We start from the raw sequence: 21814 nt of genomic DNA, 5'->3' as shown, positions 1-21814 counted from the left end.
GGATTCAGTGGTTGATCCAGACGGTCTTGAGACCGACGTACTTGTCGAGGGCGTGGAGGGACAGGTCGCGACCGAAGCCGGAGCCCTTGAACCCTCCGAAGGGCGTCCACGCGCTGAAGGCGTCGACGCCGTTGACGGTGACCGTGCCGGCGTGGATCCGGTCGGCGAGGCGGTGCGCGCGACGCAGGCTGCCGGTGGCGACCGAGGCGGCGAGGCCGTAGGCGGTGCCGTTGGCGAGCGCGACCGCCTCGTCCTCGCTGTCGAACGGGGTGATCGCGAGGACCGGGCCGAAGACCTCCTCGCGCGCGAGCTCGGAGGCCGGGTCGACGCCGTCGAAGACGGTGGGCTGGACGTAGCAGTCGCTGCCGTCGCGGGTGATCCGCTCCCCGCCCGTCACCAGGCGCGAGCCCGCGGCACGGGCGCCGTCGATGAAGCGCATGATGCCGTCGGTCTGCTCCGGCGAGACGACCGCGCCCATGCCGGCGGCCGGGTCCAGCGGGTCCCCCGGCGTGTACGCCGCAGCCTCGGCGGCGACCAACGCGACGAACTCCTCGTGCACCTCGCGCTGGACGAGGACGCGCGAGTGGGCGGAGCACACGGCGCCCTGGTTGAACCAGATGCCGAAGGCGGTCGCCTTCGCGGCGGCTGCCAGGTCGTCGGCGTCGGCGAAGACGAGGTGCGGGCTCTTGCCGCCGCACTCGAGCCAGACCTGCTTGAGGTTCGACTGGCCGGCGTACTGCAGGAAGTAGCGGCCGACCTCGGTGGAGCCGGTGAAGGCGAGCACGTCGACGTCGGGGTGCAGGCCCAGTGCCCGGCCCGTGGTCTCGCCGAGCCCGGGGACCACGTTGAGGACACCGTCGGGGATGCCGGCCTCGGCGGCGAGCTCGGCGATCCGCAGCGCCGACGACGGCGACTGCTCGGCGGGCTTGAGCACGACGCTGTTGCCGGCGGCCATCGCCGGGGCGACCTTCCAGGCGAGCATGTCGACGGGGTAGTTCCACGGCACGACCGCGCCGACGACGCCGAGCGGGACGCGGCGGATCAGCGCGGTGGTGCCCGGCGGGGTGGGCGCGACCTCGTCGTTGACCTTGTCGATCGCCTCGGCGTAGTAGCGGAACAGGTTGACCGAGAACGGAAGGTCGAGGTCGTGCGCGTCGACGACCCGCTTGCCCATGTCGAGCGAGTCGAGCACCGCGAGCTCGGCGGCGTGCTCGGCCAGCAGGTCGGCGAAGCGCAGCATCTTCGCGCGGCGCTCAGCGACCCCGGCGCGGCTCCAGGTCCCGGCCTCGAAGGTGGCGCGGGCGGCGCGGACGGCCCGGTCGACACCGGCCTCCCCGGCGTCGGCGACCTGGGCCAGCAGCGCGCCGTTGGCCGGGTTGCGGTTCTCGAAGGTCTCCTCCCCTGCCTCGACGAAGCCGCCGCCGATGAACGGGCGGGTGTGGAGCGTGGCCTTGGCGGCCTCCGCGATCCAGTCCTGGTGAGTGCGCACGAGTGATCCTTTCTTTGCGCTGCACCGCAAATATGACCCAGCGCACATCGCGTGTCAATGACCGGGCGCCGGAATTCACACAGGCGTTACGGTGGGCGCATGGCACGACGCAAGGACCAGGCCGCCCGGCGCGAGCACCTCATCTCGGCGACCCTCGAGACGATCGCGACGCACGGCCTGGCCGGGGCGACGATGAAGAACATCGCCGAGACCGCGGGCATCTCCCCCCGCCTGGTCGCCTACTACTACCCCGAGTTCGAGGGGCTCATCGAGGCCGCACACCAGGCCGCGACCGACCGCTACTACTGGTCCCGGCAGCGCGACATCGAGGGCGACCTCGCCCCCGCCGAGAAGCTCGCCCGCCTCATGCACTCCGGCCTCCCCCGCGGGAAGGACCTGCTGCTCAGCCAGGTCCTCGACGAGATCTCGGTCAGCGCGAGCCGCAGCCCGATGCACGCCACGCTGATGACCCTGCTCTTCGACCGCGAGGTCTCGCTCTACACCTCCGTCCTCGAGGTGGGCGCGGCGCTCGGCGAGTTCACCCTCACCGACTCCGCCGACGTGATCGCCCGCAACTTCGTCACCCTCGAGGACGCGCTCGGCCTGCACCTGCTCGCGCACAACTCGTCGATCACCCTCGAGCGCGCCGAGCAGCAGCTGGCCAGCTACGCCTTCTCCGCGACCGGCGCCCGCATCACCCCGAAGGCACCCGCCGACGCGCCGACATCCCCTCCGAAGAGCTGACCTTTGTTGCGCCTGAGCGCAAATCCACCGGCTCGGGTCAGACGGCGACCGGCAGGCTCAGGTAGCCCCGCAGCGTGAGTCCCTCGCGACGCTGCGGCGTACCGTCGAGGCGGAGGTGGGGGTGGCGCGCCAGCAGCCGCGGCAGGGCCAGCTGCACCTCGAGGCGCGCGAGCGGGGCGCCGAGGCAGTAGTGGATGCCACCGCCGAAGGACAGCGGTCCACCCTCGTTGCGGGTGACGTCGAGGCGGTCCGGGTCGGTGAACTTGTCGGGGTCGCGGTTGGCCGCGCCGAGGTAGCAGACGAGACGGTCCCCGGCCGCGACGGGGACGCCGGCGACCTCGGTGTCCGCGAGGGCGACCCGGTTGGTGATCTGGACGGAGCTGTCGAAGCGGACCAGCTCCTCCGCGGCCGTGGCGACGACGGCGGGGTCCTCGCGCACCAGCGCGGCCTGGTCCGGGTGCTCGAGCAGCGCGACCAGCCCGTTGCCGAGCAGGTGGGTCGTGGTCTCGAAGCCCGCGGAGAAGAGGAGCGCTGCCATGGTCACGGCCTCCTCCCGGTCGAGCACCTCGCCGTCACCACCGGGCTCCGTGACGAGCGCGCTGAGCAGGTCGTCCTGCGGGGCACGGCGGCGCTCGTCGACGAGATCGCCGAGATAGGCCCGCAGCGACGTGGCGGCCTCGTTGGCCAGGGCGAGCGCGTCCAGGTCGAAGACGTCGAGGATCCGCGTCCAGTCGCGCACGAGCGGCTGGAAGCCGGGCCGGTCCGCCTCGGGCACACCCAGGAGCTCGCCGATGACCGCGACGGGCAGCGGGAACGCGAGCTTCTCGACGAAGTCACCACCGTCCGCGAGCCCCTCGACGAGGTCGTCGACGAGCGCGGCGACCGACTCCTTGAGCGCCTGCACCCGTCGCGCCGTGAACGACCGGCTGACCAGCCGCCGCAGGCGGGTGTGCCGCGGCGGGTTCGCCAGCAGCATGCTGCTGTTGAGCGTCCACAGCGCCGGCAGGTCCTTCCAATTGCCGAGGCCGAGGGCGGTGAAGAACTCCTCGTTGTCCGGCCGTCCGAGGCTGTGGTCGTGCAGCACGGCGTGGCACTCGGCGTACCGGGTGAGCACGAGGGCGCCGTCCTCGGCCAGCACCACCGGGGCGGTGCGCCGCAGCGCGTCGAAGCGCGGGTAGGGGTTCTCGCGGCCCTCGGGCTGGGTGAGCTCGTGCAGGAGCTGGTCGACCTCGGGCGTGCGGACGGCTCTCACAGGACATCCCTACCGCGTCGGAGCCGCTCCTGTCAGGTCGGCCAGGACCGCCCGCGCGGCACGCCCACCCGAGACGAGGGCACCCTGGATCGAGCTGGTGTCGCGGTGGTCGCCGCAGACGTAGAGCCCGTCGACGCGGACCGGCTTGCGGAAGCGGTGCGGCGCCGGCATCGCGGGCAGGGACCGCGGGACGTCGTACGTCGCGAGGTGCTCCCATCCGGTCGTGGAGGTGTCGTAGAGGACGCCGAGGTGGGCACGCACGGACGCCTCGTCGAACGAGTCGCGGCCGCTGTGCACCAGCGAGGTGGCCACCAGCGCCCGCCCCTCGGGTGCGTACGACGGCGCGGCGGCCGAGACCACGACGGTGTTGTTGACCGGGCTGTCGCCCGGGTCGAGCAGGAGCGTCGGCTTGTCCAGCGGTGCCTCCGGCACCGCGTGGTAGATCGTGGTGACGCCCTTCCAGGCCGTCGGCCCCAGCGTGCCGCCGAGGAGGCGGTCGGCCGCGTCGGCGTCCGTCGCGACCACCACTGCGCGCGCCGCCACCGGGCCGGCGGTCGTCGTCACGCCGTCGGCGCGGACCTCCGTGACCTCGACGCCGAGGTGGACGCTGCCCGTCGTCAACCGGCCGGCGAGCTGCTCGGGGACCTGCTGCATCCCCCCGGCCGGCACCGTCGAGTCGCCCCGGGCGAACATCCGCAGCATGAGGTCGACGAAGCGGGACGAGGTCGTCATCTCCTGCTCGAGGAGGACACCGCTGAAGAAGGGCCGCAGCACCCGCTCCACCGCGGTGTCGTCGAGGCCCATCGCCGCCCAGTGCTCGGCCGCCGTGCGGTCCTCCCGGCCCTTGAGCCTGGCGGCGGGGGCAAGGGTGACGACGCCCGCGTAGCCCGCCAGCGCCGCCTTGGCCCGGATCCCGCCGACCGGCGCGGTCAGCGCCTTGGGCAGGGCCATCAGCTCGCGGCGCGGGTCGCCGATCCGGTGGTTCGCCCCGTCCACGTGGACAAGCGCGGCACGGTCGAAGCACCGGAGGTCGAGCGCGTCGAGGTCGAGCAGGCGTCGTACCGCCGGATAGGCGGTGTTGAGCACCTGGAAGCCGCGGTCGAGGAGGAACCCGTCGACGCGGTCGGTGCGCATCCGGCCGCCGACGCCGTCGCTCGCCTCGAGCACCACGACGTCGAGCCCCGCGTCGCTGAGCCGCGTCGCCGCGGCGAGGCCGGCGAGGCCCGCGCCGACGACGACCACGTCGGACCCGGTGGGGACCACGCCTCAGCCCTTCCGCTTCAAGGCCGACGGCTTGTGCACGGCCTCGCCACCGCTCTCGGTGCTGCGCACCAGGTACTGCGGCGCGTCCCTGCTCGCCCGCACCGTTCGGCCCGCCAGCTCGGTGTCCTCGGTGATCTTGCGCAGGACCTTGCCCTCCGCCGTGCCGCCGTGGCTCTGCCAGGTCACCCGGTCGCCCTTGTGGAACTCCGTGGTCATCACCGCTCCGTCCCGATTCGGTCCCGTGCCGTCGAGGGGGCGGTACCCCGGACATGCCGGAGCCACCCGCCGTCACCTGTGGTTCGGCGCGGGCGGTGGTCCGGATGGGTCAGGAGGCGGTGCTCTCCTGCGCCGGCTCGGCGTCGGTGATCGGCGTGATCCACGCCTGGTGGGTCTGGGCGTTCTTGGTGATCGCGAGCAGCTCGTCCATGTGCGGCTCGAGGCCGGTCACCTTGTCGAGCGGGACGCCGATGATCAGCTGGAACCCGAGGCCCCGCCACGCCTGCACGGCCCGGCCGGCGAACTCCGAGTCGGCCTTGACGAAGCCCTCGTCGAGGAAGACCGGCGCGAACCGGGGCCGCGAGCGCATCTCGTCGCCGAGCCGGAAGCGCAGCGCGGAGCCGACGATGAACGCCACCAGCTCCTGGCTCTCGCCACCGGACTTCTCCCCCAGCGTCCGGTACGTCGCGCGCACCTCGCCGCTGAGGTAGTCGTAGCGCTCGGCGCTGATCTCGACGTGGCGGCGTACGTCGAGCAGGCGGTCGCGTTCGGTCGGCCCGTCGCCCGCGTGGTCGGCGCGGCGCAGCTGCCTCATGAACCGGCTGAGCTCGGTGAACCGCTTCTCGAGGTCCTCCTCCTTCAGCTCGGTCGTCGTGCCGGAGGACAGCGCGCGCAGGTCCTTCAGGAACACCTGGACGTGGGCGGGCGCGAGCCGGCGCAGCCGGATCCGCAGCCGGTCGCCGGACGCACCGAACTCCAGGCGCCGCAGGATCGCGTTGATCGGCTCGAGGCGGTCCTCGATCTCCTCCACCGACGCGGACATCGCCTGCAGCAGCGGCACCAGGTCCTGGCCGCTCCACTCGGTCAGCCGGCGGCGCCACTCGGAGTGGCGGTCGGCGAGGCCCTTGCCGCGGATGTCGTCGAGGATCCGGGCGTAGTCGGGGTAGGAGTCCGCGGTCGCGCCGAGGTTGGGCGAGTCCCAGGCGAACTTGTAGCTGCGGAAGATGTGCGCGAGGTCCTCGTCGCAGCGCTTGATCTCCGCGTCGGCGTCGGCGAGGGCGGTGCGCAGCCGCTCGCCGAGGCGCTGGGAGTTCTCCAGGAAGCGGTCGAGGTCCTCGGGGTCCGCCGGCGCGGCCGCGGCGGCGAAGTCCGCGCCCAGCGCGGCGTCCTGCTCCTCGCTGAGGACCACGACACCGGCGTCCTCGACGGCCCAGACGCGGTCCTTGACGATGTCCTCGGCGTCGGTCAGCTCGCCGTGGTCGGCGTTGAGCTGGTCGCGGCGCTGCTCGAGCGAGAACCGCTCCTTGCGGGCCTGGCCGAGCTGCTCCTGCAGGTCGTCGATCTGCGCCTGCAGCACCTGCAGGCGGTCGTCGGACGCGAGGATCGCCGACCGGCGCTCCTCCAGGCCGGCGATCCGCCGGTCGCTGCCGGCCACGTCGACGTCGTCGAAGCGCACCATCACGATCGCCTCGTAGGCCTTGCGCTGCAGCTCGATCAGGCTGCTGCGGCGCTTGAGTTCCTCGAGCCTGCCGTCGATCTCGCCGAGCCGGCGCTCCAGCCCGGCCAGCTGGGCGTCGATCTCCGCGATCGCGTCCTCGCTGGAGAAGCCGATGATGTTGCGCTGGTCGCTGCGTCCGTGCGCGCCCCGACGGCCATTGCGGGTCTGGCCGGCGACGCTCACCCGGAAGCCGGGTCCGTCGAGGTCGGCGGCGCTGTCCACGCAGAGCGCGTTGCGCGACGGCTCCTCGACGTGCTGCTGCACCCAGCCGGCGAAGGGCGAGTCCTTGAAGAGCAGCTTGCCGGCGATCCGCTCGGGGTCCGACGGACCGGTCTCCGGCAGGTCCAGCTCGACGCCCTGGAAGGTCAGCCGCGCGGGCAGCCGCAGCTCGTCGATCGCCGTGGAGAAGTCGTGGAGCCGCTCCAGCGGCACCAGCATCATCCGCGCGCTGCCGCCGAGGACGGTCTCGATGGCCGTGCGCCAGCGCGCCTCCTCGGGCGCGACGTCGATCAGCTCGGCGACGAAGGGCAGCTCCTCGACGGACATGCCACTGGCCCGGGCGACGGCCGTGCGCAGGTCGTGGAGGTACGACGGCACGCGGCCCGCGCGGCTCTCGAGCGAGGCCCGCTCCTGCCGGAGCACCCCCTGCTCCTGCGTCAGCGGGAACTGCTGCTCGCGCAGCACCTTCTCCCGCTCGGCGGCGATCCGGTCGCGCTCCTTCTCGCCCGACCGGAGCCGCTCGCGGGCCTGCTCCTGCAGCACCGTGAACGCACCGGCGTCCTCGAGCGCCGACTCCAGGTCGGGGGCGTCGGCGTCGGTCAGCCCGACGAGCGGGTAGACCCGCTCCTCGAGCTCGGCCAGCCGGCTCGCCCGCTCCTCGCGGAGGTTGCGCTCGGCCTCGGCCAGCGAGGCCAGCGCCTGCAGGTCGCCACCACCGGCGGCGCGGTGGGCGTCCTTCGCGGCGTCCAGGTCGCCGGCGAGCTGCAGCTCCGCGGCCTGGGCGGAGGCCAGCGCCTGCACGGTCGCCGCGCGCGCGTCGCGGTTGGCCGCCACCGCGGACTCGATCAGGCGCAGGTGCGTGCGCAACAGCCAGTAGCGCAGCGGGGTCTCGTCGCCGGACTGCGTGATGCCGTAGGAGTCCAGCTCCTCGAGACGCCGCGCGGCCGTCGTACGGCGCTCGTGCATGTCGGTGATCGGCTCGAGCAGCTCCAGCTTCTGCTGCTCGGTGCGCATCGCCGCGTGCGCGGCGTCGAGGTCGTCGAAGTGCTCGATCGCGCGGTCGGCGGCGGCATAGGTCGCCGGACGCTCCAGGACCATGTCCTTGTAGAGCTCGTCGACGCTGCGGACCTGGTTGCCCGCCTGGATCCGCGCCAGCAGGCGCAGCGCCTTGCCGCCGTCGCCGTTGGCGCCGATGCCGAGCCGGGCGTGGAGGACGGCCGAGAACTCGGCGTAGGTGCGGTGCACGCGCACGCCCGGGAAGAGCTTCTTGAGGGTGTTGGCGTGGAACTTCTCCGGTACGGCGGCCTCGAGCTTCTCCAGCGGGAGGGTGCCCTCGTGGGTCCACATCTGCATGAGCACGTCGCTGGAGCGCGCGGCCCGGCGCGGGACGTAGTAGGTGCGCAGCGCCGTGAACCGGCCGCCCTGGTCACTGACGAAGGTCATCGCGACCGCGCCCCACGTGTCGGCGCCCTTGCCGCGCAGCAGCTTCTCGACCGGCCGGCCGGTCTTCGGGTCGTCGACGACGTCGACGGCGCCGCGCAGGTAGGACAGCAGGTTGCGCTGCCCGATGCTGCGCGCGCGGCCGGCGACGGCGTCGTTGGAGGCGCCGTTGAACTTGGTGTCGGACGGCATCATCAGCGCCGTGTAGGCGTCGAGGATGGTGCTCTTGCCGACGCCGGAGGCGCCGGAGATCATCGTCGCGTCGCCCGCGAGCGGGACCGTCGTCAGGCCGCCGAAGCCGCCCCAGTTGACCAGCTGCAGCAGCGAGGCGCGCCACTGGACCGTGTCGTCGGCGGGGGTCGCGACGACCTGCTTCTCGAAGAGGCCGTCCGTCTCGTCCTGGTGGTCGACGAGGTCGTCCACCGTCGTCTCGAGGCCTTCGTCGATGCTCACTCGGCGTCCTCCTGGGTGTCGGCCTCGAACAGGTCGGCGTCGGGGGCCGCGTCGGCCGCCTCCGGCTCCGTCCCGTTGGCCTTCTGCAGCGCCTCGAGCAGCTCCTGCAGCAGCTCCAGCGGCAGCAGCGGCTCGACGGCCTCGCTGATCTCGAACCGGTCCTCGGCCGCGGTGGCGATCAGCAGGCCGGCCTTGGCCACGCTGACGACCGCGTTGCGGGCGCGCTTCTCGTCACCCGACTCGTCGGTGGCGTGGGTGGGGCGGTAGCTGGCGACGTAGTCGAGCAGGTCGTCCCGGTCGACGTACACACGGGCGTCGCCGCCGGCGAGGCCGGCCCGCAGCCGGTCGCGCAGGTGGACGAGCACGAGGGTCTCCTCGCGCGACCACGCGGTGTCGTGGAGCAGGGTCGGGAAGCGGCCGCCGCCCTCGGCCTGCGCCTGCCGCTTCCACGCGACCTCGCGGGCGCGGTCGACCTGGAGGTCGAGGAAGAGGTCGTTGAGGCGGGAGCGGAAGACCCGCTCGTTCTCGACCAGCACCTGCCAGTCGCGCGGGTGCGTGCGGGCGCTGATGAAGCGCTGCTTGAGCAAGGAGACCAGGGCCTGGCGCTGGGCGTACTCCAGGCCGCCCTCGTCGCCCTCGAAGAGCGAGACCGAGTCGGCCTCGAAGTCCTCCACGTCGTCGTACCCGGTGTCGACGACCTCGTCGACGTCGGTGTCGATGCTCACGAGCGAGCCTCCTCGCGGTCCAGGTCGGGGTCGGGCAGCGGCATGCGCGGTACGGCGAAGGTGCGCTCCGTGCCGTCGGGGCGTACGGCGACGAAGGACTCGAGCGCGTCCTCGGTCCGCAGGTCGCGGTTGGCCGCCAGGTGCAGCAGGCCGAAGATCTCCACCGGCCGGCGCAGGGACGGCTCGAGGGAGTCGAAGAGCTCGCCGAGGGAGGCCGCGGGCAGCAGGTCGCGCAGCGCGTCGTCGAGCCGCTGGCGCAGCGACCCGAGCTGCGGCCCACCCTGCGCCATCAGCGCGGCCAGCGACAGCCCGGGCGCGTCGGCGGGGTCGGCGGCGCTGATCCGGTCGGGCAGCACGTCGTCGGCGGGGTCGTGGAAGCGCTCGCGGAGATGGTCGACGCCGACCCGGCTCGGGAGCAGCGGGACGTCGTGGGTGGCGCGTGGTCCGGTCTCGGCCATCCAGGTCATCAGCTCGGACTCCACCTGCCGCAGCGTCTGCTCCAGCTCGCGGTCGCGGGCGGCGTCGTGGGAGACGATGTACTCCTTCAGCGTCGCCGTCACCCGGCTGCGCTGGGCGAGCACCCGGTCGAGGCCGTCGCGCACCAGCCGCACGGTCCCCCGCAGCTCCGCACGGTCGGCGTCGCCGAGGATGCCGTCGGCCAGCGGGTGCTCCAGCAGCGCGGTGAGGTCCTCGCGCAGCTGGGTCACGAGCGCGTCGTCACGCAACAGCGCGAAGGCGCCCTCGAACGCCCGCCCCTCGTGGGTGGCGGTCATCAGGGCGTCGGCGCGCGCGAGGTACTCGTCGATCACCTCGCCGGCCGGCCGGTCCTCGGCCCGGAAGGCCGCGAGGATCTCGGCCCGGATCGTGGCGAAGCGCTCCTCGACCCGCGCGAAGTCACTGGGCAGGGCGGAGATCAGGGAGAGCAGCTCGGTGAAGCCCTCGACCATGTAGTCCTCGGTGGCGCTGACCATGTCGGCGCCGTCGACGAGCCGGTCGCGCTCGGCCTTGAGCCGCGCGATCTCGTCGTTGAGCAGGGTCACCCGGGCGCCGCGGTCGGGGTTGGCCTCGGAGTTGAAGCGCCGGACCGTCCCGAGGATCGTGGCGATCCGGTGCTCGCTGAGCGTGGCCCGGTCGCGGGCGAGGTTCTTGACCAGCTCGAGCGCCTGCTGCGCGTGCGAGGTCAGTGAGTAGACCTCGTTGCCCTGCTCGTCGAGCGAGCGCACCAGCCACTGCCCGCGCATCCAGCGCTGGCAGATGTCCTTGCCGCTGCCGTTGGGGACCTCGGTCTCCCCCGCCTCCCGGATGGCGGCGAGATGCTGCTCGACCTGCGTGTGCAGCCGGGCGGTCGCGATCGGCTTGTTGTTGCGCCCGAACGCCGCCCGGAAGATCGTGATCACCACCGCCGCCTGGCGCTGGTGGAGCAGGGTGAGCGTGGGCTGCGCGAAGGCGCCCTTCACCCGGGCGAGCTCCCCGGCGATCTCGCTCACGACTCCTCCTCCCCCGTGGGGCCGAAATGAGGAGCCAGTGTCCCAGAGGGGTGGGGCGTGAGCTGCACCGAGGGGCGCGCCGGAGTGTCACGGTGCCGGACGACGCGCGCTCGGGGCAGCGCAGAACGCGGCGGAGCCCGTCGGCAACGCACCACGAGTCGAGCTCGGATGCCGACGAGCTCCGCCCGTCATCCGGTCACTGACCGCGCATCAGTGCCGAGGACTGCTCCCCTCCGCCTCGCGCGGTTCCCAACCGCTGGCGACGCTAGTTCGCTGCCCACGGCGGCTGCGTCGCCATTTCAGGTGAAGATCCGCCCCGCCAGACCCCGCTCCCACCGATGACTCCGGCACCTGCCACCGGTCAGCCCGGGCATGACTTCCGTACGCACCCACCTCTGGTTCGGCAACGACAAGGCCGTCGAGGCCGCCCACTTCTACGCCGAGCACATCCCCGGCTCCACCGTCACCCGCGTGGTCACCGCCCGCACCTCCCCCGACGACCGCGTCGCCGACGTCGTCGAGTTCATCGTCGCCGGCCACCCCGTCATCGGCCTCAACGCCGGCCCGGTCTTCCACCTCAACGAGGCCTTCTCCTTCTACCTCTCCGTCGAGGGCCAGGAGGAGGTCGACCACTACTGGGACCTCCTCACCGCCGACGGCGGCGAACCCGGCGCCTGCGGCTGGTGCAAGGACAAGTACGGCGTCTCCTGGCAGTTGATCCCACGCGAGCTCGAGGAGCTGTCCGGCGACTACTCGACCGAGGCCAACTTCCGCGTCGCCCAGGCCATGCTGAAGATGGGCAAGATCGACGTGGCCGAGATCCAGGCGGCGTACGACGGGGCATGATCCTGCCCATGAGCTCGTCCCTGGCGGCGCGCCTGGAGGTGCTGGCCGATGCCTACGCCCTGCGTGGGTACGACGTCCGGCCCAACCTCCTCCCGGGCGCCACCTCTGGTGAGCTGGACGAGGTCGAGGCCGCGCTGGGCGTGGTGCTGCCGGCGTCGTACCGGGAGCTGTACGGGTGGAGCGCCGGCGTCATCGACGAGTTCGGCACTGCCCCTCGTATGCGCTTCCGCGACGAGTCGCTCCTCCCGCTCGCGCGGGTCGTCGAGGAGCGGGACCGGTTGCTGGAGGTCTACGACTGGTGCGAGTCCGTCGACGGCCGGGTCGTGGCGCCGTTCGCGTCCTTCGAGGGGTCGGTCCTCGTGGTTGCCTGCGGGCCGCAGCGGCTGACGTCCGCCGTACCGCACCCGGTGATCTCGTACTTCCAGGGGATCGACGTCTACTACGACTCGATCGAGGCGATGGTCGAGACGTGTATCGCCTGGGCGTCGCAGGAGGGGTGGGGGCCGTACGAGGCGGCGCCCAATGAGATGGAGGTCTGGCGGCGGTTCAATGGTTCGGTCGAGTTCTGAGGGTCGCTTGTCGCCGGCGCCGCGTCACTCCGCCAAGAAGGACGCGGGCTAGGCGGGGTACGAGCGACCGACTTGTGCAAAGTCGCAAACACGCCCGAAGCACACAACTAGGCTGCCACAATCGCCGACCGGTCCCGTATGCGCCGGGGCTCTGACTGCAGGGAGCATCGCAATGACAGAGTGGGGCTTCTTGGACGGGTCTCCCTACTCGGTTCAGCCTGACGACACAACTGTCGCACGCCTTCAAGCGTTAGGCCCGAAGCTTGCTGGCCTTGAAGAACGATGTTTGGTCGTGCGCAAGGCCATCGCTCAGCACCTCGCCGGAAGTCTCAACCGAGCAAGTCGCGCGCAAGAGATCTACGAAAGCAACGCGATCGAGGGAAAGCTTGCGACCCTAGAGGAGACATTCGGCATTCTCAACGACCGGCATTTGTTCGACGCCGACGCCGCAATTGCTCGCTACACGCTACACGAAAGCCTCACAGACGATCCTAAGGTGCAAGATGTCGTCGGATTGGCGGCCGCGCGTATCTTGGTGGACCAGTACATTCAAGAGCCCGACAGGCCACTTGCAGAAGCGGACGTCAGGGACATGCATGGCTTGATCCTCGCTGGCCACCACTCCGCCGGGCGCTACAAAGTTCATTTGAACAGCATCGAGGGTTCAACGCACGTCCCCACTCCTCCGGTGGACGTTCCTGGCGCAATGAACATGCTCGTTGAATGGTTCCGATACTCCGATGCCCCGCTTGTCTGGCGCGCCGCCGTCACACACGCCTGGTTCACTCATATTCATCCCTTCGACGACGGAAATGGGCGAATCGCGCGACTGTTGGCGAACTACACCCTCGGATTTGGTTCGTACCCTCCGCTTATTGTTAAGTCCTCCTCGGATCGCGGCAAGTACCTTTCAGCGTTATCGGCAAGCGACGACGCCGGCGACATCGTCCCTTTAATGCAAGTATTTGCGAGGGCGCTCGATCGACAACTGAAGATCATGGAGAAGCCAAACTTCGGTTGGGAGTTGTTTCAAAAGGATCTTCGAATTCGCGAAGACAGTATTCACAAGCGCTGGTCGACGACCTTGGATCGCTTCCTCCACGAAGTATCCGCGCACCTGCGAATATCGCGGATAAAATTCGAAGTGATTGGCTCAGTAGGACCAAGTGACTTCGAATTTTTGCGCGGTAGAAGTAGTAGTGGCAATGGGTGGATTGCGCGCGTGTCAAATGGTGACGCACGGCGAGACCTCCTTGTCTGGACGGGCCACGTAACGGATCGCATGTATGGGCGACTCGAGAAGGACCAGGTCTTTCCGGCTCTTTTCCTCTCCGAGCGCGATCCTGATCCGAAGGCCCCGAAGCCCTTTCGCAGGCGCGTTCATGGACTTCCCGAATTCCACGACGAGATCTGCATCATCGCGGACGAGGATCGGGCGATGCTTCGTCGCGGGAGCAATATTCAGCGGGTTTCCCTTCGAGACGCCTCGGAGCTCTGGGCTGGCCTCCTCAGCGGGTACCTGAGATAGGTCGCCACCCGCCGCAGTCCCTGCGTGTCGTGGAACGAAGTGGGTCACGACATGTCACCGCGCGCCAAACCCTTCGGAAGAAAGAATCGTGCGAGAGATACGTAGGTGTTGCTCAGCGAGACGCGGCAAACTGTGACGGGAAGGATGGGCTGTGGTCTGCCAGACGGCCGCTGAACTGTGGAAGGCTTGGCTTAACGCTGGCGTCGTACGCCCGGAGGACTACGACCGGGATCTCGCGGACGCCATCCGTCAGCACCTCGGACCGTCTCGGACCAGAGACCTGGCTCGCGCAATGCATAGAGTCGAGTGGACGCCCCGGGATCTTCTTCGTGCGATCTTTCCGGAGCTTCAGTCGTTCAGCGGCATGCTTCGAGACTTGCTTGGTTTGTACGCGAAGGTCGAAGCACAATCGGCAAGTGACGAGAATCTACGGATTGTGTACGAGTTCGACGAGCACGACCCGTTCGACCTCCTCTTGTCCAGTTTCCGTGAACAAGCGGAGTCGGCCTCCCGAGTCGTGACATCGGGAGGCGGCGTTGGATTTCCCGCCGACCACGCGTTTGACAGTCCCGCCCGGAAGTTCGGAGATTGGGACAGGGTCGCGGCGATCTTCGGGGAGAGGCCCGACGACTGGCCGTTCAACAAAGGCGCTCCACGTTGCGCCTCCACTGGAAATCCCGACGCTGACGCCGTGATTGCGCGTGGCTTGCGCGTCGTTGACAGTGTGATGGCGGTCCTTGCACGATTCGGAGCCACCCGCGGCGCCGTGACAGCGTGGCGCGACGTGCAAGGCGTGGAGCGCACAATCGCCGCCGATATGGCCCAGGCGGCACATGATTACTGGCCGTTAATGACAACGGCGAGCCTGCATGGGCTGGCCGATGCGGTACGCCGAGGTTCGGCGGAGCTAGGTGTGTTAACGGAGTTGGACCGCTGGCTCGACTGGTTCGAATCCGCCGCCGAGATGGAGCAGGCGGTGACGGAAGTGACCGATCTGCTCTCGTTGCCAACCTGGGGAAAGCGGCACGAACTGTATTCCGCCTGGGTGTCGACGCAGATTGACGCCGCGTTGGCCGTCGATCGCGCTACCTTCCACGTGAAGGACGGCGTCCTAGCGTTCCCGTTCAAGGCGACCCTTCTCGCGGACGTGATGGCGACAGGAGGGCCGTACGAACTGTGGTGCGAGATGCGCACAGATCTCGTTGACCAGATCTCGCTTGAGCGGGTCGGTGGAATTCAGCCGGACTATAGGATCGTCAGGCGGGACCCGGGCGGCAGAATGACCACCGTCCTTGCCATTGAAGTGAAGCAGTACCGCCGAGGTGCCGCTGGGCGTCATGGAGCTGTCCTGGCGAAGTATGCGGCTGGCCTTCCCGAAGCGACCGTCCTGCTAGTCGGGCACGGGCCCCTTGGAAGGACTGTGCGTGACAGGGTGCCATCGGCAGACCGATCTCGGACATCAGTTTTCGAGAATGTACGCCCAGATCGCCCGAACGAGGCCAGATCCTTCCGTGCAGAGATCGAACGATTGCTTCCGGAAGATTCAACTCAGACCGATATCCCATCCGAGATCGAGTTGCGTTGGGATCCGCGAGTGTACGATCTTGACCTTCATGTCCGATTCTCGTCTGGCGCTATTGTGTCGTGGCAGAACCTCGCCACTCCTCACGGGTTCCTGGAAGGCGACGCGTATAGCGGGGGGCCGGAGGTGGTTAGACTATTCCCAGAATCGCTGCCCCCGATCGAGGTCGTCGCGAAGTTGTATTCGAATGATGTCGCCACGATCACTGAAGCCAAACCTGAAGTAATCGCTAGGTGGTCCGACGGCAGGGCCGAAACATACCGCCCGCGTGGCCGTACCGCCGAAGAGCGCGAGTGGCGCGTGTGCCGATTCGAAGTTGGTGGCGTCGTATCCGCCTTGGAACCAGCATCGACTCCGGGCGATTGGAGATACCGCCATCGCCACCTCCCAGGGCAGGCTGACCGTCCGCCTGACGCCTGATGGCTAACAACCGATGCGTCAGGTCCGCGACGCGGCCACGTCGGACGTCGCGAAGCCGCAGCGTCCCATTGCGCCGCGACTCGGCGCCCGGTTTGATGCGAATTCGGGCGAGCCCGCGGCCTCAACTCCACTCAGGTGGACGTACCGGCGGGACAGCTAGGCCGTCGCCCGCGAAGCGCCCGTAGGGCCGCACGTTAAAGAGGTCGCGCAACTCGACCCTAGAGCGTTTCGGTCGTCACCGTGACGTCGCACCGATCAGCCCATGCCTTGATGGCGTCCGCCCACGTGCGCCCCCAATAGCGGATGCGGATCTGGCCGTCACGGCTGATCTGGCCCATCTCAGGAAAGCCGAAGCTCTGCCCAAGTTCGTCGACCAGCCTAGCTGCGGACTGGACTAGCTCGGGGCCTTCGACACTGGCCTCGGCCAGTGCCACGACGGTCTCCGCGATGGCGACAGACCCGAGTGGTGCGCTACTTCTCGAGTCGCCAAGGCCAAAGCTTCGGTTGTGGCCAATCTCGTAGGCATGGTCATTCGTGGGCACGACGGACGCGCGAACCATGGCATTTCCGCCAGCTCCTGCGCGCACAGCGTGTTGCGCAGTCCGCAAGAGACCCGTGAGGACGCCGGCCACAACGGCTTCATCAAGGACGAGTTGAGGTTTCCCGTCAGTGTCCGGCTCTCGGCGGGTGTTCCAGTCGAGGACTTCAACCGCGGCAACAGCGCAGCCGTCCGAATGGCACTCCAAGAGGCAGTACGTCGCCCTGTCCTCGCCGTGGACTCCGCCGTCGGCGATTAGGCGTCGCCGTCCGGTTCGAATCCGGTGGTAGCTGACACCCATTCGGAGGAACATCCCAGCGTCCTTGCTTTGGTGTCGTTGGCTGAACTCCTGGTGGGCAGCGCTTGTCACCTCGAGCGCACCGGGTAGGTCGGGTACCAGCGATACGACGAGCCACGGTCCTTGGGCCTGGTTGAGCTTGTTCCTTGCCTCCAGATCCACGACGTCCAGCCGCTCGTCTCGTTCGACTTCGCCCGTGTGCCTCGCGCGGTACGCCGCAGCAATCTCTGGCTCACTCAAATACCTCGTCGTCGCACCATTGCGCACCGGGAATCGGTATCCATCGTTCACGATCACTGCGTGCGGTGCCCGCGTCGAGCGGGACACCACAATGGTGAAGTACCCCGGCCCCTTCGATCCCGGGCCGACGATCGCTCGGATGTCGAGTGGTGGCATCGGGGCAACACCAGCGGCAACGACCTGCAACATTCGTGCCCGCTCGTCGTCGGACACATCGACGCCCGGGGCGGCACTGGCTCGCGCGTGGTCGTCTTCATCAACCCCGATAAGGATCACTCCACCGGCCGTGTTCGCGAGAGCTGCCACGTCACCGGCGAGTTCACGCTTCGCCGCATCGGATCGACCGTAAAGGTCACGCTTGAAGTCCAGGTCGAACTCCTCGCTGACACCGTTAGTCACCAGTCCGTGTATGTGGTTGACCTCCACTTGGTCGATGCGCACGCCGAAGACGGACTCGAGCCGTGACGAAAAGGCTGCAGGCATGCATCGATAGTGGCGCACACCCCCGACATTGCACAGCGGTCCGGCACGGCCGGCGTCGACTACCCGTTCTGAATCACGGCCCCAACGACTCCGCCATCAGATCCAGCGTGACCCGCACGGGACGAACTGGTAAGTGTCACCTCCCTGGTGCTGCGCCGGGTGCGTTTATCCGCCGCGGTCTAGCTGACGCTGGCCGGAAGGCGAGGGTGCTGCCGGACCTCGTCGATCACGTTGAGGAACGCTCGTCGCACCGCTTCATCGTCCAACACCCCTGTGACCGGGATGCTTGGGAAGCGGTTGAGTTCCTCTGGGGTTACGTGAGCGACGTGCGCTTCGATTTCCGGTATTGCCTTGAGCAGTTCGAGCATCTGCAGGGCTGTGGGTCGGCCGAGGCCCGTCGCTCCGAACAGACCACCAACACTGGCCGCGACGACAGCGCCGGTGGGGCGTAGGTAGATCTGGAAGAGGCTGACCTTTGCTGGCCCCACCTGGTAGTACCACGACATGCCAGGCGTCTGGCCGACGCCCCACCACGGATGAACACCATGTGCCTCTCCGTGAGCCATCAGATCGGCCACAGCGGTTCTGGCCTTCTCACCGAGATCCTCGACTGCGGCTGCGAAGGTGCCGGCATTCCACTTCGCGCCGGACGCGGACGGTGAAGAGCGCTTTGCGCTTGCGAGTGCATCTCCATAGAGGCGCGGCACCAAGATCTCTGTGTTCCCTTCCTTCAGGTACTGCAGCTCCAAGGCAAGGACGGACACCTCTGTCTTGGTCATGACGTTGAGCCACTCGATGATCCGCTTGAGTTCGCTTGTGATCTCATCCACGACGATCACCAAGGTGAACTCCCCGGATCGCAGATTCGCCTCAACGCCGGCTCGCACCTGGTCCGCGTCAGCGGCGCCAGCCTTGTCAGCAACATGGGCAGTGAGCGGGCGACCGGCACGGGCGGCCCACGTGCTCGCGAAGTCGTCATAACTCATCTGCCAGAGCCCGCCTGCGTATGCCAAGACCTGACCGACGACCTCGCGTCTGATCTCTGGGTTTGCTCGCAGCTTGCACTCGACCACGGTTATCGATCCATCGGCACCGACTCCAACGATGTCGATGTAACCGATTTCCGGGATCCAGAATTCATCGACCGTCGCGAGGTCTTGCCCCGTCAGCAGGTCAGGCGACTCGGCGACTAGCTGCTGCAAAGCGGCCTCGTTCGCATAGGCGGTCACCTCAGGCTCGCGCCAGCGAGTGTTGTCGTTGCGGACCAGGATGGGCCTGCCCATGGCGTTTCCCTTCAGACGTGCGACGCGCGATCGGTCTTTACTCAACCCGAAGATGAGCCGTCGAGTGAGCCCTTCGTGACCATCCTGTGCGAGTAAGTGCGCGGTCCGTTTGTGTCGGAGGACTCTGAAAGCCTGTCAGTTCATCGCGTAAGGAGGCCACCTGGGCTGGCAATCGTGGGTCTGGCGACTCAGTGCACGCCGACATGCACGGAAGTCCGTGCTTGCAACTATCGGCTTTCTGCTTATCTGGAGCATCGGTTGGGGGCCACTGATCGAATGGCGGCAGCAGGTGTTGCTCGATCGAATGCAGTCCTTCCTTGACGGGATGTCGGACGGCGCCACCTCTTCTCCGGATCAGGACGCACCTAGCCCGGACACCGGGCCCTAACCCTCGTGTCTCGTTCGGAGATGGCCCCCGACCTGGCGCGGGAGCCGGAGCGTCCTTTCGCCACATGCGCCAGATCTAGCCGAGAACCTCAACAGACCCTTGCGGACCGACTACCCAGACCTCGATGCCGGCGGCGGTGATTGATGGGGCCGTCTCAGACCACAACCTCCGGTACGTCTGAAAGTCCGGAAAGCACATCACCGACCTCGTCGCGGGCTCTCGAGTACGCAACTTCATCGCAGGCACCAGGGCGTGAGCAAACCACTTGGGAGCCTGGTTCGCCGGGGTAGTGGACTTCAGCCGGCCCTTCCTCGGGCCGGTCACGTAGAACCGTGACGGGTAGCCCTTGACCTCAACCCCGAGCCGCTCACCGGCTCTCTCAGCGACAACATCCACTCCGTGTTCGCGTGCGGTCGTGTCTGCGGCACGAAGGATCGTCCAGCCCTGAACTGTCAGCCATTCGACGAGCAGATGCTGGGTATGCGCCTCGGTGTACCACTCGAACTCCGGGCCAGCCGCCGTCGCGGCTTCTGAATACTCCGGAGTCCGACTGTCCGGCTGAGGTGCCAGTCGGCTTGCCCCCGACTCAGCAATCTCCTCTGAAGTTGCTCGCCTGAAGACGCCGTGACCGACGCGCGTGAGAAACGGATCGCGAGTTGCGAACTGGGACCTGTTCTCCACGTTCCAGCACGCCCCACGAATGTGGGCGCGAATAGTGCCGTCGACCGCCTGACCAGGGGCATACCGTCGGAACCACGAAATCGCCTCCCGAGAGCTGAATGTCCCGGACTGAGTGTCGGCGTATTCACGGAGGCGGTCCCACACGCTCAACTTGGTTGCATCGTCCACCTTCGCAGCCTCGCACGACTCCCCGACAGACGTCTCTTGAAGTTGCCCAGGTGCGGCACCCTTCCGCTGTCTTTGACCACCTCGCTCGATCCCCAGCGATGGCGCTGTTCGCGGGCTAACGTCTCTGCATGCTGGAACACCCCGACGAGAAGCGGATGCGACTCCGCTACGCCGGGACATGCCGAGTCTGTGGCAGTGCGCTGGACGCTGGCTCCGCCGCCATCTACGAACGTGCGACCAGAACCGTTCGTTGCCTCGGCTGCGCAACCGCCGAGCCGCTGGGTGAGATCCGCCGCACGGCGGCAGCCCATGGAGCTGGGCCCAGCCCGGCCGGGACTGCGCTGCCTGAGCGACAGGACACTGGATCGACGGACAACGCCGTTGATCCAGGCACGGCTGGCGCGTCGGCCCGGCGCGTGCACCAACGACGCCGGGCGACGCGACAGGAGCGGATCCGTGCCAAGCATCCCAAACTCGGCGGCCTCATCCTGGCACTGAGCGACGACCCGCAGTCCACCGCCGCTTGGGACACCGGGGCGCTCGGCGAGGAGCGATTGGGGCGTCGGCTGAATGAGCTCGCCTCTCCCACGCTTCGAGTACTCCACGACCGGCGTATCCCCGGCTCCCGCGCCAACCTCGACCACGTGGCGGTCACACCGACGGGCGTCTACGTCGTCGACGCCAAGCGGTACGTCGACAAGCGCCCGTCCCTGCGCGCGGAGGGCGGGATCCTCCGGCCGCGCGTCGAGCGATTGATGGTCGGGTCCCGTGACCAGACCAAGCTGGTCGACGGAGTCCTGAAGCAGGTCAACCTCATACGGCGCCTCGTGGACGACGACCTCCCGGTCACCGGCGTCCTGTGCTTCATCGAGGCCGACTGGCCGCTGATCGGCGGCAGCTTCACGATCCGTGGAGTCGACGTGCTGTGGCCGAAGAAGCTCTACCCGCGCCTCGCGGCCGATGGCCCCCACGAGGCGAGGGTCGCCGAGGTCCACGCTCGCCTCGCCGACGCCCTTCCGCCCGCCTAGAGACCTAGAGAGGCGGGGCGCTCAGTTCGTCGTTCCGCAGCCAACCGCCGCTGCTGCCAGCTCGACCAGCCGCTCGCCGGTGATCCCCGGGTACCCGTGCAGCATCCCCCGCCACTCGGCCGGCACCGCAGACGCGCCCCACCGCGCTTCGAGCAGCGCACCGGCGATCGCCGCCACCGTGTCGGTGTCGTCCCCGATGGCGATAGCGGCACCGATACCCGCCACCAGCCCGTCGGTGTGTGCGATCGCCGACCAAGCCGCCTGGAAGGCAGCGACCACCCAGCCGTTCGGGCGGAACCGCCCGGGGTCGGAGGCCTCCGCCTCCTCGATCCGCGCGGACCAGAAGGAAGCAGCCTCGGCCGACAGCAGGTCGAGGCCGGCCCGGACGTCGAGCTCGCCCTCGACGATCGCGTGCCGGATCACGAGCGACCACAGCACGCACGCCTCCCCCGCCCGCGGGTCGTAGTGGGTCAGGCGGCTGACGGCGAGCGCGGCCTCGGCGACCGCCGACGGCGAGTCGAGGTACGGAAGAGCGACCGGCGCCGTACGCATCAGTGAGCCGTTGCCGGCCGTGTGGCCGGTCCGCTCGTGCAGGTCGTACGACGTCGCGAGCAACGCGCTCCCGGAGGGCGACGGACCCACCTCGTCCAGCAGCCGGCGGGTGTGGATGCCGATGTCGGCGGGCCCGGTCTCGAACCAGGTCCGGAACCGCTGCGCGATCCCCGTCAGACCCTCCTCCGACCGCAGGTCCAGCCCCGACGCCGCGACGTCGGCGATGCACCAGGCCATCGTGGTGTCGTCGGTCCACTCCCCCGGCGCGAAGTCGCCGAGGCCGCCGCCGATCATCGCGGGCCCCTCCGGTCCGAGCGGGGCGCTGCCGAACTCGTAGCCGGCGCCGAGGGCGTCCCCGACCGCCGAGCCGAGGAGGGCACCGCAGGCACGGTCGAGCTGCGCGTCGTCGAGCATGAGGGCAGGG

General features: G+C 68.7%; 17 protein-coding genes. 6 read left to right on the top strand and 11 right to left on the bottom strand.

The genetic code is table 11. The annotated features are described in order from the left end of the window. Positions 1 to 4 precede the first annotated feature (4 nt). Positions 5 to 1489 carry an aldehyde dehydrogenase family protein gene (locus AC2YHB_RS10360; RefSeq protein ID WP_308645431.1) on the bottom strand — a complete coding sequence of 495 codons (1485 nt, stop codon included), beginning with the start codon at positions 1487 to 1489 and terminating at the stop codon, positions 5 to 7. A 99-nt stretch (positions 1490 to 1588) separates the two neighbouring features. Between AC2YHB_RS10360 and AC2YHB_RS10355 the strand changes: the two genes are divergently transcribed. Then, entirely contained in the window at positions 1589 to 2233 is a 645-nt protein-coding gene (locus AC2YHB_RS10355) for a TetR/AcrR family transcriptional regulator (protein WP_051932174.1), read from the top strand. Between the two features lie 37 nt (positions 2234 to 2270). On the opposite strand, the gene AC2YHB_RS10350 is transcribed toward AC2YHB_RS10355, so the two are convergent. From AC2YHB_RS10350 to AC2YHB_RS10325, 6 genes are all read right to left on the bottom strand, one after another. Next, entirely contained in the window at positions 2271 to 3485 is a 1215-nt protein-coding gene (locus AC2YHB_RS10350; protein WP_179647308.1) for a cytochrome P450, read from the bottom strand. 9 nt (positions 3486 to 3494) lie between these two features. Further along, the gene (locus AC2YHB_RS10345) at positions 3495 to 4748 is read right to left on the bottom strand and encodes an NAD(P)/FAD-dependent oxidoreductase (protein ID WP_179647309.1); all 1254 of its coding nucleotides are present in this window, start codon (positions 4746 to 4748) and stop codon (positions 3495 to 3497) included. Positions 4749 to 4751: 3 nt separating this feature from the next. Beyond that, positions 4752 to 4964: a hypervirulence associated TUDOR domain-containing protein gene (locus AC2YHB_RS10340; protein ID WP_179647310.1), complete on the bottom strand. Its 213-nt coding sequence runs from the start codon at positions 4962 to 4964 to the stop codon at positions 4752 to 4754. Positions 4965 to 5073: 109 nt separating this feature from the next. Next, positions 5074 to 8574, bottom strand: a complete 3501-nt coding sequence (locus AC2YHB_RS10335) for an ATP-binding protein (protein ID WP_308645432.1) — start codon at positions 8572 to 8574, stop codon at positions 5074 to 5076. Continuing rightward, complete coding sequence (locus AC2YHB_RS10330) at positions 8571 to 9299, bottom strand: DUF4194 domain-containing protein (protein WP_179647311.1); 729 nt, start codon at positions 9297 to 9299, stop codon at positions 8571 to 8573. The genes AC2YHB_RS10335 and AC2YHB_RS10330 overlap by 4 nt, the downstream gene beginning before the upstream one ends. Beyond that, positions 9296 to 10786, bottom strand: coding sequence for a DUF3375 domain-containing protein (locus AC2YHB_RS10325; RefSeq protein ID WP_036544712.1), 1491 nt, complete (start codon positions 10784 to 10786; stop codon positions 9296 to 9298). The genes AC2YHB_RS10330 and AC2YHB_RS10325 overlap by 4 nt, the downstream gene beginning before the upstream one ends. Positions 10787 to 11158: 372 nt before the next feature. Here AC2YHB_RS10325 and AC2YHB_RS10320 point away from each other — a divergent pair, with 372 nt between their 5' ends. The 4 genes from AC2YHB_RS10320 (at position 11159) to AC2YHB_RS10305 (ending at position 15731) form a co-directional block, all read left to right on the top strand. Continuing rightward, positions 11159 to 11632: a VOC family protein gene (locus AC2YHB_RS10320; protein WP_179647312.1), complete on the top strand. Its 474-nt coding sequence runs from the start codon at positions 11159 to 11161 to the stop codon at positions 11630 to 11632. A gap of 8 nt (positions 11633 to 11640) precedes the next feature. Next, positions 11641 to 12201: an SMI1/KNR4 family protein gene (locus AC2YHB_RS10315; protein WP_179647313.1), complete on the top strand. Its 561-nt coding sequence runs from the start codon at positions 11641 to 11643 to the stop codon at positions 12199 to 12201. Between the two features lie 292 nt (positions 12202 to 12493). After that, positions 12494 to 13729, top strand: a complete 1236-nt coding sequence (locus tag AC2YHB_RS10310; protein WP_179647314.1) for a Fic family protein — start codon at positions 12494 to 12496, stop codon at positions 13727 to 13729. A gap of 151 nt (positions 13730 to 13880) precedes the next feature. Next, positions 13881 to 15731 carry a hypothetical protein gene (locus AC2YHB_RS10305; RefSeq protein WP_487353838.1) on the top strand — a complete coding sequence of 617 codons (1851 nt, stop codon included), beginning with the start codon at positions 13881 to 13883 and terminating at the stop codon, positions 15729 to 15731. A gap of 218 nt (positions 15732 to 15949) precedes the next feature. Here the strand turns inward: AC2YHB_RS10305 and AC2YHB_RS10300 are convergent, their stop codons facing one another. The 3 genes from AC2YHB_RS10300 to AC2YHB_RS10290 all read right to left on the bottom strand — a co-directional run bounded on the left by AC2YHB_RS10300 (position 15950) and on the right by AC2YHB_RS10290 (position 19810). After that, complete coding sequence (locus AC2YHB_RS10300; RefSeq protein WP_179647316.1) at positions 15950 to 17290, bottom strand: AlbA family DNA-binding domain-containing protein; 1341 nt, start codon at positions 17288 to 17290, stop codon at positions 15950 to 15952. 179 nt (positions 17291 to 17469) lie between these two features. Continuing rightward, complete coding sequence (locus tag AC2YHB_RS10295) at positions 17470 to 18573, bottom strand: PDDEXK family nuclease (protein WP_179647317.1); 1104 nt, start codon at positions 18571 to 18573, stop codon at positions 17470 to 17472. A 463-nt stretch (positions 18574 to 19036) separates the two neighbouring features. Beyond that, positions 19037 to 19810: a DUF7669 domain-containing protein gene (locus AC2YHB_RS10290; RefSeq protein WP_179647318.1), complete on the bottom strand. Its 774-nt coding sequence runs from the start codon at positions 19808 to 19810 to the stop codon at positions 19037 to 19039. 128 nt (positions 19811 to 19938) lie between these two features. On the opposite strand from AC2YHB_RS10290, the gene AC2YHB_RS10285 reads away from it, so the two are divergent. Next, positions 19939 to 20838, top strand: a complete 900-nt coding sequence (locus AC2YHB_RS10285; RefSeq protein ID WP_179647319.1) for a nuclease-related domain-containing protein — start codon at positions 19939 to 19941, stop codon at positions 20836 to 20838. Positions 20839 to 20859: 21 nt separating this feature from the next. Here AC2YHB_RS10285 and AC2YHB_RS10280 read toward each other — a convergent pair whose 3' ends face one another. Beyond that, positions 20860 to 21804, bottom strand: a complete 945-nt coding sequence (locus AC2YHB_RS10280) for an ADP-ribosylglycohydrolase family protein (RefSeq protein ID WP_487353837.1) — start codon at positions 21802 to 21804, stop codon at positions 20860 to 20862. Positions 21805 to 21814: the final 10 nt, after the last annotated feature.

It is taken from the genome of Nocardioides sp. SRI_004, assembly GCF_057586415.1.
Note: the sequence above shows the minus strand (reverse complement) of the source record. Positions and strands in the feature narration are given on the sequence as shown.